The sequence below is a fragment of the Aminobacter sp. MSH1 genome (assembly GCF_003071665.1).
Lineage (GTDB): Bacteria > Pseudomonadota > Alphaproteobacteria > Rhizobiales > Rhizobiaceae > Aminobacter > Aminobacter niigataensis.
Genome location: NZ_CP026266.1, coordinates 282,052 through 297,423, shown reverse-complemented (window position 1 = coordinate 297,423; position 15,372 = coordinate 282,052). Strand labels below are relative to the sequence as shown.

Here is a 15,372-nt window from a genome sequence, read left to right as displayed (position 1 = left end):
GAGGGGTCGGCAGATTGCCTAAACGGGCCGCTGACATTTCAAGAATACGTGCTGCGCCGAAAGCAGCCTTTGACTATGGGAACGCTTCTCGAGTGGCCGGAGACCAACCCGGATACGCTGCCATTCACCTTGATACATGGCGGCGCGAGGGAAGCAAACAGTTGAGGATTACGCTTGAACGCGTTGCAGACGTCCATGAATCTCGGCCGCTTTCGAATATTCACCAACATTGCCATCTTCGCCTCGTCACTGATCGTGACCATGCTGGTCGTGGCCGGTCTCGTCGAACTGATCGGAGGCAGCGCCACCAGCGCACTTTCCGCGATGGTCGAGGGCGTGCTCGGCAGCCGCCAGGCTATCGTTGAAACGGTGATCGAGGCGACACCGACAGCACTTTGCGGGCTGGCGTTCCTGATCCCGTTCAAGGCAGGCTTCTTCAACATCGGCGCGCAAGGTCAGTTGCAGCTCGGTGCGCTGGCTGCCGTCTTCGTCACCACGGCCTTCACGCTGCCCGCTCCCTTGATGGTCGTTCTGGCATTTGCGGCCGCGGCGGCCGCGGGGATGCTTCTCATCGTTCCGCCTTTGTTGCTCAAGACGAAACGCGGCGCCAGCGAGGTGACGACGACGGTGATGCTGAACTTCGTCGCCGTTGAGTTCGTGCTCGCGATGGTCACCGGCCCGATGAAGCAGCCGGACTCGTTCTTCGCCGAATCCGCGCTGATCCCCGTCGAGTATCGCCTGCCGGTGATCGTCGTGCATGTCGGCGTGTTCCTTGCCGTCGCCATCGTGGTGATCGCGGGCTGGATCCTCAAGCACACGGTTTTCGGGTTCCGCCTCGAGGCGCTCGGCGGCAACCCGGGCGCTGCCCAGGCGCTGGGCATGCGCACCAACATCACATTGACCAAGGCCGTGCTCGCAGCGGGGGCCGTCGCTGGAATTGCCGGTGGCATACAGGCGCTTGGGGTCGTGTTCCAGGTTGCCGAGCTTTGGGCGAAACCGTGGGGCTTTCTCGGCATCCTCGCCGCCCTTATCGGCCGCAGTCCAGTCGGCGTGATGTTTGCCGCCCTGCTGCTCGCCGGCCTCGAAACGGGCGGTAGAAACATGCAGGCGATGACCGGGGTGCCGGCGGCGCTGGTCTTCCTTCTGCAGGCATTGCCGGTGCTGCTGCTCCTTGCCGTCAGATCGACGCATCTTTTCAAAATGATCTCTTTTGGCGGAGTGGGACGTTGATTTTCGATCTCGAATTTGTGCTCTCCGCGCTGCGTATCGCCACGCCGCTCATGATCGTCGCACTGGGCGTGCTGATCGCCGAGCGGGCAGGCGTGCTGTTCCTGGGCGCCGAGGGCGTCATGCTGTGCGGCGCCTTGTTCGGCATACTCGGCGCCGTCTATGTCGGCGATCCCTGGATGGGCGTGGTCTGGGGACTGAGCGCCGGTGTGGTCATGGGGCTTGTCACCGCGGTGTTGACCGTCTGGCTACCGACAGACCAGGTGGTCATGGGGCTGGCGATGAACATCGCGGCCATCGGACTGACCAGCTTCATCTTCCGCATCGCCGCCGACGACCTGCAGCAGATGAGCCCGCCCATGGGCTGGTCGGCACCGGGCGCGCTCAGCGAGAACCCGATCGCCGCGTTCCTGTTCGCCGTTCCGCCATTGGCGTGGCTGGCGGTCATCCTCTACTTCGTCGTCTGGTACATGCTGTTCCGCAGCGCGCCTGGGCTGTTGCTCCGGTCAGTGGGGCAGAACGTCAAGGCGGCGCGCTCCGCCGGCATCAACGTCGTGCTGGTGCGCACAGTCGCCCTGGCGCTTGCCGGCGGCCTCGCCGGCCTGGGCGGTGCTGCCCTGACGGTTGGCTGGGTCCGCAGCTTTGCCGACGACATCACCGCGGGACGTGGTTTCATTGCGCTGGCGGCAGTCTATTTCGGGCGCTGGTATCCGCGCTGGACGCTGTTCGGCTGCCTGCTGTTCGGGCTCGGCGAGGCACTGGCCTTGCGCACCCAGGTGCTCGGCGGCAACGCCCATTTCTACCTGATGATCCCATACCTTCTGACGGTCGGCGTCCTTGCCTTCGCAGAGTGCGGCCGCGCGCCGCGTGAGGTCGGCAAGCCCTACGAGCAGCTTTGATCGCTGCGTCGAACATATTTCTGCAACTATAACTTGGGGAGAGAGCAATAATGGGTACCTTTACAGCAGCCATTGGCAGGCATTTCGGCCGAATGCTCGCGGCAGTCGCACTATGCGGTGCCATGATCGGCACAGCTTCCGCGCAAGACAAGATCAAGGCCGCCGTGATCTTCGGCGTCAGCAACCCGGCTTCCGTCAACGGATGGGACCGCGGTCATTACCAGGGCGTGCGCAAGCTGATCGACGAGCACGGCTGGGACGTGACCATGGCTGAAAACGTGCCGTTCCCGCTGATCGCCAGCACCGCCGAGAACTATGCCAAATCCGGCTTCCAGGTGGTGATCTTCACCTCGAGCGGTCAGGTCAAGGCCTGGGATCAGGTGGCACCGAACTATCCGAACACACTGTTCGCCATGCTGTCGACGACCAGCAGCCTGCCTAAATCCAACAACGTCGCCGCCTATGCGCCCGACTTCTATTCCTACGGCGTCATCAATGGGCTGATCGCGGGCCAGGCCACCAAGTCCAACAAGATCGCCGGCGTCGCCGGATTGCCGGTCAAGGCAGTCGAGGACATGTTCAGCGGCATCATCGAGGGCGCCAAGGTCGTCAATCCGAACGTGGAATTCCTGTCGGCGTTTTCCGGCGACTGGACCAACATCCCGCGTGCCCGCGAAGTTGCCGCGCTGCAGATCCAGCGAGGCGCCGATATCGTGCTCGGCAATGCCGGCGTCGGCACCCGTGGCATTCTCGACGCTTCGCAAAGCGGCAAGACCAGATTCGTCGGCTACGCGACCGACTGGGCGGTAGATGCGCCCGAAACTGTGCTCTCCAGCGTCATTCTGGATGTCGCCGGCTGGTACGATGCTCTCGCCAAGGACGTGGCCTCGGGCAAGGTCGAGCCGAAGATCAACGAATTCGGCGCCAAGACCTTCTCCGTGATGCCGCTCAATAAAGAGCACCTGACGACGGAGGAAATCACCAAGATCGAAGACAGCGTGCGCCGGTATCAGGCAGGCGAATTGTCGGTTCCCGTCGTCGCGCACAAGTTCAAGTAAGAGAGCCGGATGATGGTCGAGGCAAGTCCTGGAAGCGAAGCGGTAAGGCTTGAAGGTATCTCCAAGGCATTTGGCTCCTTCAAGGCCCTGGACAATGTCAGCGTTGCTCTTCGGTACGGCGAAATCCATGCGCTGGTCGGCGAAAATGGCGCCGGCAAATCCACGCTGATGAACGTGTTGTACGGGATCCTGCAGCCAAGCGCAGGTCGCATGCTCGTCGGCGGGCAGGACGTCGGCTCTCATTGGTCGACACGGGACGCGATCGCCCACCAGATCGGCATGATCCACCAGCATTTCTCTTTGGTGATGGAACATTCCGTGCTCGACAACATCGTCATGCCGACGCTGAAATGGACCGATCTGGCCCCCAAATGGGGCCAGTATCGGGAGCGGTTCAGCGAGTTGTCGGCGCAGTTCGGTTTCGATCTGTCGCCTGACACATTGGTGGGCAAACTGTCCGTCGGGCAGCGCCAGCAGGTCGAGATATTAAAGATGCTCTACCAAGGGGCAAAGATCCTGATCCTGGACGAGCCGACGGCAGTTCTGACGCCGCAGCAGAGCGACCGCCTGCTGGAGATGCTGCTGCAGTTCCGCGACCGCGGCTATGCGGTGGTGATCATTACCCACAAGCTGGAACACGCGCTGGATCTTGCCGATCACATCACCGTCCTGCGAAACGGCCGCCAGATTGCAACTGTAGCGAAGGGCGAGGGCACGATTGCCGACATCGCCCGCATGATGGTGTCGCAGGAGGTGAACACGACGCAACGGCGAAGCCGTTCCGCGATGGGCAAAGTCGTGCTCGACATGGACAATGTCTCGCTCGACGTCGACGGGGTTGCCTTGCTCGACAAGATCTCCTTGCAAGTCAGGGAAGGAGAAATCCTGGGCGTGGCCGGCGTTGCCGGGAACGGCCAGTCCGAGTTGGCCGAAACGATCATCGGCCTTCAATCCACCACTGCCGGCAGTATCAGTATCTACGGCAAGGAACTCGGGACCACCTCGGTCGAGGCGCGACGCCGGGGCGGTATCGCCATCATTCCGGAGGACCGTCACGCCCACGCGGTGGTCGGCGAGATGGACATCGCCTCCAACTTCATCATGGGCCACGAGGGCGAACCGCAGTTCTCCCGTCGCGGAATACTGAATCGCAAGAACATCGCCGAATTCGCAAAGCACTGCATCGCCGAGTTCGACGTCCGTACGCGCTCGGCGGAAACCAAACTCGAATTCCTGTCCGGCGGAAACCAGCAGAAGGTGGTCATCGGCCGCGAACTGTCGGCCAATCCAAGGCTGATCATCGCGCACGAGCCGGCGCGGGGACTCGATTTCGCGGCCACCGCCTATATCAGGCAGCGCCTGGTGCAGGCGGCGGAAGCAGGGGCAGGCGTACTGCTGATTTCGAGCGATCTCGATGAGTTGATGGAGCTCTCGACCCGTGTCGTGGTGCTTTATTGCGGACGCGCCGTGGGTACCGTGGATGCCGACGCCTACGATCCGCAGCATTTCGGAAGCCTGATGGCGGGTGCCGAGGCAGCTTGACGCCAGTTGGTCCTGCGCAGCCGCCCGGCAAATGCCCGGCTGCTGCGCGGCATTCGCACAATCCACATCCGGGCCGCTCTGGCAGCCACTGTGCAGGTTCAAGCCAAGCCGCCGCTCCCAATCGTTGTGCCGCAAAAGCATTGATCGTTTTCTCGAAACAAAAGTATCGATCTTCGCGATTGAATGATCACCGGCATTCGCCATTCTTAGCGCAGGCCGAACACCAAGCGGCCGCTGGATTTTTAGTGAAGGCATATCCCAGATTATGGAAAACTACATTGCCGACTGGCTCCATCTGGTACTGCGCTGGTTCCATGTGGTCGCCGCGATAACCTGGGTCGGTTCGTCGTTCTACTTCAACAAGATTGACCGTTCGTTCCGGCCGCCGGAGCCGCCGGTAGACGGTGTCAGCGGTCAGCTCTGGTCGATTCATGGCGGTGCGATCTACAACTACAGCCGCTACCCGCTTGGCCCCGGTTACGTTCCGGGACAGCTGAAATGGTCGAAATGGGAATCGCTGGGCACCTGGATGTCCGGTGCGCTGCTCCTGGCCGTGGTCTATTGGTATGGTGCGAGCCTGAACCTCGTATCCGGCAGTGCCGATGCGCTTTCGCCGGTACTGGCGATATGCGTCAGCATCTTCTCGATCGTCTTCGGCTGGATCGCCTACGACGTGACCTGCAAGCAGATCAACGACGAGCGCATCCTGTTTGCCGTGCTCGGCGTCCTACTCTCGGGTTCGGTGTGGGTGTTCTTCCAGATATTCAGCGGCAAGGCGGCGTTCCTGCATGTCGGCATCGTCATGGGCACGATCATGGCGGGCAACGTCTGGTTCGTCATTCTGCCGGGCCAAAAGCGCATGCTCAAAGCCATGGCGGATGGAACGATCGCCCAGTTCGACGTCGGCGCCGAAGCCAAGAAGCGCAACTATCACAACAACTACCTGACCCTGCCGGTGGTCTTCGCGATGATCGGCGCCCATTTCCCGATGGTCTATGGACATGAACTGGGCTGGCTCGCCTTCATCCTGATCAGTGCCGCCGGCGTTTCGGTGCGCTACTTCTTCAATACCATGCACGCTGGCGAGGCCAAGCCCATCTACATCGCCTTCGGCGCGGCGCTGATCCTGGCCACCATGTTCATGATCGCTCCGACCCCGCGCAGCGTTGTGTCCGGCGAAACATCCGCCGTCACCTACAGCCAGGTTGCCGACATCCTCACCCAGCGCTGCGTGGCTTGCCATGCGGCAGATCCGTCGAAGGGGGGTTTTGTTGAGGCGCCCCCCAAGGGCCTGATCCTGGACGCCGCGCCAGCGGCGATCAAAGCCGCCCAACTTGTCTACCAGCAGGCTGTCACGACGCATGTCATGCCGCCTGGAAACGTGACCGAGATGACCGACGACGAGCGCGAACTGCTTCGTCAGTGGATCGAAGGCGGAGCCAAGGCGGAGTGAACATGAGCGAACAGGACAGCCAGGGCCCGGCGCGGGATTTCATAGGCTACGGCGCCATCCCACCGAATCCGAAATGGCCCGGTAGTGCCAGGCTGGCGGTGAACATCGCCCTCAATATCGAGGAAGGTTCCGAATACTCGCCGCTCGACGGCGATGCCAGGACCGATACCGCGCTGACCGAAGGCGAGGGGATGGACACCGGCATCGCAGGGCGCGATCTCGCCGCCGAGTCGATGTACGAATATGGCAGCCGTGTGGGCGTCTGGCGGCTGCTGCGCATGCTTGCCGACCGCAACGTGCCCTACACCGCCTTTGCCTGTGCCCTGGCGCTGGAACGCCACCGCGAACTGGCCGAACGCATTGCCGCCGACGGAGCCGATATCTGCTGTCACGGCTGGCGCTGGGAGAAGCCCTGGCTGCTGACGCGTGAGCAGGAGCGCGAGCACATACAGCGCGCCATCGACAGCCTGCAGGCAACCGTCGGACGCAAGCCCGAAGGCTGGTGCTGCCGTTACGGGCCCAGCACGAATACACGCGAACTGCTGGTAGAGGCGCAGATCGGCTACGATTCCGACGCCTATAACGACGAAGTCCCCTATTGGGTCGAGGTCAAGGGCGTCCAGCAACTCATCGTGCCCTATTCGCTGGTGACCAATGACTGCAAGCTGGTGCCCCGCGGTCTTCAGACGGCCGACGAGTTCCATGCTTTGCTGAGAGATGCCTTCGACCAGCTCTATGAAGAGGGCGCTGAGGCGCCGCGGATGCTGAATATCGGGCTGCATCCACGTATGGCCGGCCACCCCGGCCGAGCACGCGGCCTTGCTCGATTCCTCGACCACATTGTCGGGCACAAGGACGTCTGGATCTGTCGACGCGCCGACATTGCCAGCCATTGGAAGACACATTTTCCTGCTCCGGCCACAGGTGCGGAGGCATGAGCGATGGGTCATGTTCCACCTCGGTCGATCGCATACTGCGCGGACCCGATGCCGTCGTGTTGTGCCTGACGGCTGATCACTCGGATCACCCGGAGCTTGCCGCGGTCGAAACGAGACTTCGCCTCGCTTCAGGCTCCGTTCCGCAGCCGCTCTTCCTGGAAAACCGGAATATGCCAGTCGTCGCTGCCCGGCTCGGCGCCGACATTGCCGACGGTCGACGCCAGGCGGCGCAGGCCGTGGGCACCTTGCGCAAGATGAAGGTAGAGGGAGCGGCTATCGTCATCCCGTCTCGCTGCCAACTGGGAGACGATCCGGAACTCAAGCTGCAAGCGATCGCCGAAGGCGCTTTTCTCGCAAACCACGACTTTGTTTCGCGGGCCTTTCCCCGTTCCGGGGAACCTGCCCTAAGGCTGGGTTTCACCTTTGGCAGTGGATGGGAGAGTGCCAAAGCCGACCGCGCGCTCGAGAGGGCGCGAGCGATAGCCGATGCCGCCGCGCTGGCGCGCGACCTTTGCACCGAGCCGCCGAACGTGATGACGCCGCCGCATTTTGCGGCTCGCATGAAGGAACTCGCAACCGAGGCCGGCCTGTCCATCTCGATCATGGGTCGGGCGGAACTCGAAAAGCAGGGCATGGGCGGGCTGCTGGCCGTGGCTTCGGGCAGCGCCTTCGAGCCGTTGCTGATCCGCATCGACTACAGGCCGGAGGGGGTGACGCAGAAGCCGGTCGTCCTCGTCGGCAAGACCGTCACCTTCGACAGTGGCGGCATTTCGCTCAAGCAGGCCCACGGCATGGAGCAGATGAAGGCCGACATGGGCGGCGGGGCGGCGGTCGCCGGCGCCATGCAGGCGGTTGCCAGACTGAAGCCTGATCTTGCCGTGACGGCGATCTTCGCGGTCGTGGAAAACATGCCGGGCCCCAATGCGATGCGGCCAGGGGACGTGCTGCGTACCCATTCCGGCAAGACTGTCGAGGTCATCAACACCGACGCCGAGGGCCGGCTGATCCTGGCGGATGCATTGTCATACGCCCGGTCGCTCGAACCACAGCTGATCATCGATCTGGCGACGCTCACCGGCGCGACCATGGGCATCTTTGGCCCGCTCGGCATTGCCACTTTCTCGACGGCGCCTTCCTGCCTGTCATTGCTCATCGAATCCGACAGGGTCGCCGGCGAGAAGATCTGGCCAATGCCGCTGTGGGATGAATATCTCGCCTTCCTGGAGAGCCCGGTCGCCGACCTGCGCAATTTCTCGAAGACCGGGCAGATGGGCAGCACGCCAGTCGCGGCGATGTTCCTGAAGCAGTTTGTGGGCGACGCGCCATGGCTGCATCTCGACCTCTACAACACCTGCTGGTCGGAACAGCCGCACGTCTTCGGGCCTTCCGGGCCGACCGGCAGCGGGACCCGCGTGCTCACGCAATTCGTGCTCGCGCTCGCCGACCGTGAGACCACTCGCAGCTCTTCAATTTAAGCATGAGGACTAACTGAAATGGCAATTCGTACCATCTACTCGCCCAAGGTTCTTGTTTCGCCGAACCCGCATTCCCAGGCCACCATGGCCGGCAATCATTTCTACACCGCGACCGTGTCGCTGGATCTGGAAGGCAAGGTCGTGGGCGTCGGCGACATCCGGGCGCAGACCAGGCAGGCCCTGACCAACCTGACGCACTTGCTCGAAGCGGCCGGTGGCACCCTCAAGGACGTGGCACGGGTCATGATCTACCTGTCCGACATGCGTTATTTCCAGGGCATGAACGAGGCCTACCGGGAGTTCTTCCACGGCGACGTACTGCCGTCGCGCGCAACCGTCACCGGCACCTTCGGCATACCGGAACTGCTCGTCGAATTCGATGTGATCGCTCATATCGAAAACGACTGAGGTTCTGAACATGGCGTTATGGAAGCATGATGTGGCCGAGCTCAATGCCGGCTACAAGTTTGGCAGGTTCGATCCGGTCGACGTCTTGTCGGAAACGCAGGCCAGGATTCGCGTCGCCAACCCGATCCTCAATGCCATCATCACACCGGACGAGAAGGGGGCGGCTGAAGCCGCTCACGCCAGCGCCATGCGCTGGCGCGCCGGTCAGCCGCTCGGGCCGCTGGACGGCGTCCCGATCACCGTCAAGGACAACCTGCAGGTGCGCGGTTTGCGCTGCAGCTGGGGCAGCAAGCTGTTTGCCGACCATGTTCCCGACGCCGACGAGAGCCCGGTCGAACGCCTCAGGGCGGCGGGCGCCATCATTCTGGGCAAGACGAACGTCCCTGAATTCACCTTGCAGGGCTTTACCGACAACCTGCTCTTCGGCGCGACGGGCAATCCATGGGACCCGAACCTGTCTCCAGGCGGGTCAAGCGGCGGCGCGGTTGCGGCGACGGCTTCGGGCATGGGAGTGTTTGCCGTCGGCACGGACGGGGGCGGCTCGATCCGTCGGCCATGCGGTCACACCGGCCTCTATGGGCTCAAGCCGAGTCCGGGCTTCGTTGGCCGTAGTGGCGGGTTGCCGGGCCTGCTGCTCGATTTTGAAACCGTGGGGCCAATGACGCGAAGCGCGCGGGATCTGCGTCTCGCGGCGTCGGTCCTGGCTGCCCACGACCCGAACGACCGCGCCTCCTTCGCTTTCCCCGCCAAGGCGCGCATCGGCAGCTATCGCGTGCCCAAGACCACCAGGATCCTCTATGTGCCACGATTCGGCTCGGCGCCAGTTGACACCGAGATTGCGGCAAGCGTCGACCGCGCGGCCTCACGGCTCGTCGATCTCGGCTGTCGCGTCGACCAGGGCGAGACGCCGTTCGATGCGGAGGTGCTGGACGCCATCTGGGGCATGGTCGGGCCGGTTGGGCTGGCCTGGCTGATGCAGACGAGGGACGCGACCCAGGTCAACGAAAGCCTCGTGCCGATGATACGCACGGGCGGCGAAGTCAACGCGATGTCTTATTTCGACATGCTCACTCAGGTGGGCAGGCTGAGGGCGCAACTGGCGAAGGTCTTTGCCACCTACAATTTCATCATGACCCCCAGTATCGCGGCCCTGTCATGGCCGAAGCTGGAGACGCATCCGTCCCGGATCAATGGCATCGAGGTCGGGCCCCGCGGTCACGCCGTCTTCACCGCCTTCGCCAACGCAGGTGGATTGCCCGGTGTAGCCATTCCCGCCTCGCCATCGTCTGGCGGCCTGCCGATCGGCTTCCAGCTTGTCGGCGCGTTCGGGTCGGACAACAGCCTCATCGATCTGGCCGAACACTACGACAACGCCTACGGAGGTTATCAATGGCCGGCGATCTGACCTCCCAGGCAGGCGAACTGCTGCTATCGGCTCACCGCACCGGGGTCGGTGTGGAGCCTGACATGCCCGCTCCGCAGAGCCGTGCCGATGCCTATGGCATCCAGGATCATGTGTTGCGCCAGCTCGGCTCGGCGATCGCGTGGAAGATCGGACGGGCGGCCAACGATCCCGAGCCCTATATCGCGCCGATCCCGAAGCTCGGCATCGTGCGACCGGACGGGCGCTGCGTGTTGCCCCCGGGCGCTGCCCAGCTTGGTGTTGAGGCGGAACTGGGCATGCGGCTTGGCAAGGAGATCACCCCGGAGATGGCAACGTTGGGTCGGGCTGAGTGCCTGGCGCTGTTCAGCCATGTCGTTCCGTTGCTTGAGATCTTGCACACTCGACTTGCCGGGGCCAACGCCGCAGCGCCGCTTTGGAAACTGGCGGATTTTCAGGCCAGCGGCGGTGTTGTTCTTGGGGCGCCCATCGCTTGGACCGGGCAGGATCTGGCTTCGGTTCAGGTCATGGTCAATGGCGAGGCGAGGGAGGCCAGGCATCCCTTCGGCGATCCGCTCGAACTGTTGCACTGGGCGGTCCGGCATCTCGCGCGGCGCGGCGGGGCGCCGACAGGCACGGTGCTGACCACAGGCAGTTATACCGGCATCACCCAGGTTGGTGCCGGCGGGCGGTTCGAAGCTGAGTTCTCCAGGTTCGGCGAAGTCAGGACGCAGGTCATTTCGCCCGGCCATTGATGAAATAACCTGCATAAAAGCCGATAGTTTTTCAATTGTAAGATCAAAGACGTTCGCCGAATACTCTCGGAGACGATTGGGAGAAGACTACTATGATGCACCAAGGGACCCACTTCCTGCAGATACCGGGACCTTCGCCCGTGCCGGCGGACGTCCTGGCGGCCACGGGCCGCCAGGTGATCGATCACCGCGGCCCCGAGTTCGGCGAACTGGGTTCCAAGCTGCTCCGCGACATCAAGAAAATCTTCAAGACCCAGCATGACGTGGTGATCTTCCCGGCTTCGGGCACCGGTGCGTGGGAAGCTGCGCTGGCCAACCTGTTCTCGCCCGGCGATCGCATCGCCACCTTCGAGACTGGCCATTTTGCCAGTCTCTGGAGCCGCATGGCGATCAAGCTGGGGCTCAAGCCGACCACGCTCGGCACCAACTGGCGCGCCGGTGCCGATCCGGCCGTGATCGAAGACGCGCTGCGCCAGGATCGCAACCATGAAATCCGCGCAGTGTGCATCGTGCACAACGAGACCTCGACCGGTTCGACCTCCCGCCTGGCCGATATCCGCGCAGCCATCGACGCGGCCAACCACCCGGCACTGTTTGTGGTGGACACGATCTCGGGACTGGCGTCGGCCGATCTGCGCATGGACGAGTGGGGCATCGATGTCGTCGTGTCTGGTTCGCAGAAGGGGCTGATGCTGCCGCCCGGCCTGTCGTTCAACGCGGTTGGCCCAAAGGCCCTCGAAGCGTCGAAGGCTGGCGGCATGCCTCGCTCCTATTGGGACTGGAGCGAGATGATCGCCATCAACAAGAGCGGCTACTTTCCCTACACCCCGGCCACCAATCTGCTGTTCGGCCTGTCGCTCGTGCTCGACAAGCTGCTCGACGAAGGACTGGAGGCCGTGTTTGCTCGCCACGAGCGCCTTGCAGAGGCCACCCGCCGCGCAGTCCAGGCCTGGGGACTCGAGAACCTCTGCAACTCTCCGATCCACTATTCGCCGGTGCTCACCACCGTCATGATGCCGGAGGGCCATAGCGCCGATGCCTACCGTCGGATCGCGCTGGAAAAGTTCAACATGTCGCTGGGCTCGGGCCTGTCGAAGGTTGCGGACAAGGTGTTCCGCATCGGCCATCTTGGCAACATCAACGAACTGACGCTTGCCGGCACGCTTGCCGGCTGCGAGATGAGCCTCGACCTCGCCGGCGTTCCGCATCAGCGCGGTGGCGTCGACGTGGCGATGAAATACCTCACGGAAACGGCTTGAGGGTTGGTCGCCATGACGGCACTGGCAGAGGCTGGGCACGATCCCCGTCTTCGCCGATGTTCGCGATCGATCTAAACGGCGCGAAATGAATTTTGGGAGGACATCATGAAATCGACGACGAAAATCGAACAGGGCGACATCGAGCGGGTGTTGGCGGCGGCTGTGGCTGAGGCAGCCTCCAACGGCTGGAATGTCAGCGTCGCCGCGGTCGATCCCGGTGGCCACCTTTTGGGGTTCATCCGGCGTGACGGCGCCAACGCCGCTTCGGCCGAGGTGGCCGTGGCGAAGGCACGTACGGCTGCAATCTTCAACGGTCCGACAGGTGCACTGGAGGATCGCATCGCAGGTCGTCCAGGCGTCATGACCTTGCCGGGTGCAACACCGCTGCGTGGCGGGCTGCCGCTTGTCGCAGGTGGCGAGCTTGTCGGCGCTATCGGCGTTTCCGGCGTCGCACCGCAGCAGGACGAGCAGATCGCGCAGGCAGGGGCCGCAGCACTCGGTTGACTTGCCATCACCCGCTCGCAACGGTGCCTCGGCATCACCCGCTTCAAGAAGGCAACGCCGTGTCCAATCTGAAAGTCCTGTTTGCTACCTTCCGCGCCCCACGGCATCAGAAGATAGCCATGGAGGCAGCGCCCGAGGGGCTCGACATTACGATGTGCGAAGCGCCGTCGCGTGCCGAGCTCCTGGAGCAGCTGCCGCTCGCCGATGTCTTCATAAGCGAGCGCAGCGGCTTGATCGATGCGGATATGCTTGCCGCCGGCCGTAGGCTTCGCCTGGTCCAGCGGCTCGGTCGCATGACACATGACATCGACGCGGACGCGGCGCGAAAGGCTGGCATACCCGTGTGCCGATGGCCGCTGCGCGGCTGCTCGATGGTTGCCGAGCACGCCATGATGCAGGTGTTGTCCTTGGTCAAGGCCAGCCGCGAGGCGGAGCATGCGCTGGTTGCTACGCCAGACTGGGGGACGCCGCCCAAGAAATGCGACGAGAACCATTTTGCCTACAACTGGACGGAGCGCCGCAAGATCCGCTCTCTGGCCGGCGCGACGGTCGGCATTCTCGGATTCGGCGAGATTGGTGCCGAACTTGCCGTTCGGCTGCGGGCCTTCGATTGCGAGGTCTTGTACAACAAGCGGTCGCGGCTGCCGGCGGCGGTCGAAGCCGAGTTCGGCGTCGAATATGCGGATATCGATTCCATACGCGCGCGCAGCGACGTCCTCTGCATCCTGCTGCCGCATGGCGAGGGCATTGGCGAGATGATCGACCATGCTTTCATCGAGCAGATGAAGCCGGGCGCCTATCTCGTTTCGACGGGGGCAAGCACGGTTCTCAACGAGGCCGACGTGGCGGCCGCCTATCGCGTCGGCATCCTGTCGGGCGTGGCGACGGACGGCTGGACCTGGGAGCCGGTGCCGCGTGACAATCCGTTGCTGCGACTTGCCGACGACCCGCAGGCGAATGTGGTCTTTACTCCCCACATTGCTGGCGGCGTGCGCTCGAACGACAGGTCGATGCGCGAACTCGAATGGGAGAACATCCGGCGTCTGATGGATGGCCGGGAACTGCGTCACCGAGTTGCCTGACAAGGCTGAAAGGCGGGAGACAAAGGCATGACAGGACAGCCTCGGCTACTGCTGCGAAATGGTATGTCTCCCGTGGGCACGGGTGGCTCGGCCCCTGTCGACATCCTGATTTCCGCAGAGGGGCGGATGCTCGATATCGCACCGGGGATCAGCGCCAGCGAAGTGATGTCGATAGACGTCGGCGGACGTCTGGTTACACCCGGCTTCGTCGACATGCACCAGCATCTCGACAAGAGCTTCACCTTGGCTGACGCGCCCAACCGTGACGGCACGTTGATGGGCGCGATCGAGGCGTTCCGCGCCTATTCCAAGGGGCTGGAAAAAGAGAACATTCTCAAGCGCGCCGAAGCGACGCTCGACACATGCGTCGCGATGGGCACGAGCGCTATCCGCACGCATGCCAATCTCGACTACGAGCTGGAACTCAAGAGTGTCGAGGCCATGTGCGAACTGCGGGCGAAAAGCCGTGGCAGGATACACCTCGAGGTCGTGGCCTTTGCAACGTCGAGTGCGGCGCGGGGCGATCTGGCTGTCGCACGCGAACTTCTCGAACGCGCCATTGCGGCCGGTGCCGACTGCATAGGCGGCACGCCCAATCTCGCTCCCGACCCCAGGAACTATATCGACATGCTCCTTGACGTAGCCGAACGTCATGACCGCTGCGTGGATCTGCATATCGACGAAACGCTCGACCCCGGCGCACGCTGGTTCGACTATCTTGTCGAGCAGACAATGCGGCGCGGCATGGGCGGCAGGGTGGTCGGCAGCCATGTGTCGTCGCTTTCCGCGGTCTCCGACGACGAGGCACGACGTTCGATCGATGCCGCCGCCAAGGCCGGCGTCGCCGTATGCACGTTGCCCGCGGCCAATCTGTTCCTCCAGGGCAGGGACAGGCGTCAACTCGTGCCGCGCGGCCTTACCCGCGTGGCGGAGATGCTCGACGCCGGCGTGCCGGTGGCGACCGCTTCCGACAATATCCAGGACGCCTTCGTTCCCGTCGGCTCCGGCGATCTGCTCGAGATCGCGCGATGGACCATCCTTGCCGCTCACTTGATGGAGGATGCGACCGGCCGTGCCTTTCGCATGATCACCGACGCACCCGCGCAGATCATGCGACTGGGCGCCGACTACGGCTTCCGTGCCGGCGCCTTCGCCGATCTTGTCGTGAGCCGCAGCGAAAATGTCGGGCGTCTCGTCGCCGGTGGCGCTGCCGACCGTTCGGTCATGCATCGTGGGGAATTTGTCGCGGGCCCGCTTTGCGGAATCCACACGGCTGCTCCCGCCTAGAAGACCAGGCACGATCTGCCGCCTGCATGAAGGGCCAGATGGCTCGTCATGCGCCATTGCCGCCGGGGCCTTCATGCGCTGCCTGGAGTTCGGCCGCGCGATGG

The 15,372-nt window shown here is 63.3% G+C and carries 14 protein-coding genes; all 14 read left to right on the top strand.

The features are described from left to right. Positions 1-195 precede the first annotated feature (195 nt). Entirely contained in the window at positions 196-1,230 is a 1,035-nt protein-coding gene (locus CO731_RS27670; protein ID WP_108610310.1) for an ABC transporter permease, read from the top strand. Beyond that, a complete protein-coding gene (locus tag CO731_RS27665; RefSeq protein ID WP_108610309.1) occupies positions 1,227-2,126 on the top strand; it encodes an ABC transporter permease in 900 nt (299 codons plus the stop codon). The genes CO731_RS27670 and CO731_RS27665 overlap by 4 nt, the downstream gene beginning before the upstream one ends. 50 nt (positions 2,127-2,176) lie before the next feature. Beyond that, a complete protein-coding gene (locus CO731_RS27660) occupies positions 2,177-3,184 on the top strand; it encodes a BMP family protein (protein WP_108610308.1) in 1,008 nt (335 codons plus the stop codon). 12 nt (positions 3,185-3,196) lie between these two features. Further along, the gene (locus tag CO731_RS27655; RefSeq protein ID WP_159091754.1) at positions 3,197-4,726 is read left to right on the top strand and encodes an ABC transporter ATP-binding protein; all 1,530 of its coding nucleotides are present in this window, start codon (positions 3,197-3,199) and stop codon (positions 4,724-4,726) included. Positions 4,727-4,991: 265 nt separating this feature from the next. Beyond that, on the top strand, positions 4,992-6,179 hold the full coding sequence (locus CO731_RS27650) for a urate hydroxylase PuuD (RefSeq protein ID WP_108610306.1): 1,188 nt from the start codon (positions 4,992-4,994) through the stop codon (positions 6,177-6,179). Positions 6,180-6,181: 2 nt separating this feature from the next. Next, positions 6,182-7,117: a polysaccharide deacetylase family protein gene (locus CO731_RS27645; RefSeq protein ID WP_108610305.1), complete on the top strand. Its 936-nt coding sequence runs from the start codon at positions 6,182-6,184 to the stop codon at positions 7,115-7,117. Between the two features lie 170 nt (positions 7,118-7,287). Then, positions 7,288-8,592, top strand: coding sequence for a leucyl aminopeptidase family protein (locus CO731_RS27640; protein ID WP_159091753.1), 1,305 nt, complete (start codon positions 7,288-7,290; stop codon positions 8,590-8,592). Positions 8,593-8,610: 18 nt separating this feature from the next. Further along, positions 8,611-9,000, top strand: a complete 390-nt coding sequence (locus tag CO731_RS27635) for a RidA family protein (RefSeq protein ID WP_108610303.1) — start codon at positions 8,611-8,613, stop codon at positions 8,998-9,000. 31 nt (positions 9,001-9,031) lie between these two features. After that, positions 9,032-10,405 carry an amidase gene (locus CO731_RS27630; protein ID WP_245439993.1) on the top strand — a complete coding sequence of 458 codons (1,374 nt, stop codon included), beginning with the start codon at positions 9,032-9,034 and terminating at the stop codon, positions 10,403-10,405. After that, positions 10,390-11,136, top strand: coding sequence for a fumarylacetoacetate hydrolase family protein (locus CO731_RS27625; protein ID WP_108610301.1), 747 nt, complete (start codon positions 10,390-10,392; stop codon positions 11,134-11,136). Before CO731_RS27630 ends, CO731_RS27625 begins: the two co-directional genes overlap by 16 nt. Before the next feature lie 92 nt (positions 11,137-11,228). Continuing rightward, entirely contained in the window at positions 11,229-12,395 is a 1,167-nt protein-coding gene (locus tag CO731_RS27620) for an aminotransferase class V-fold PLP-dependent enzyme (protein WP_108610300.1), read from the top strand. A gap of 105 nt (positions 12,396-12,500) precedes the next feature. Continuing rightward, positions 12,501-12,899: a heme-binding protein gene (locus CO731_RS27615; protein ID WP_108610299.1), complete on the top strand. Its 399-nt coding sequence runs from the start codon at positions 12,501-12,503 to the stop codon at positions 12,897-12,899. A 59-nt stretch (positions 12,900-12,958) separates the two neighbouring features. Continuing rightward, on the top strand, positions 12,959-13,981 hold the full coding sequence (locus CO731_RS27610) for an NAD(P)-dependent oxidoreductase (RefSeq protein WP_159091752.1): 1,023 nt from the start codon (positions 12,959-12,961) through the stop codon (positions 13,979-13,981). Positions 13,982-14,008: 27 nt separating this feature from the next. After that, positions 14,009-15,268 carry an amidohydrolase family protein gene (locus CO731_RS27605; RefSeq protein ID WP_108610297.1) on the top strand — a complete coding sequence of 420 codons (1,260 nt, stop codon included), beginning with the start codon at positions 14,009-14,011 and terminating at the stop codon, positions 15,266-15,268. The last annotated feature ends 104 nt before the right edge of the window (positions 15,269-15,372 follow it).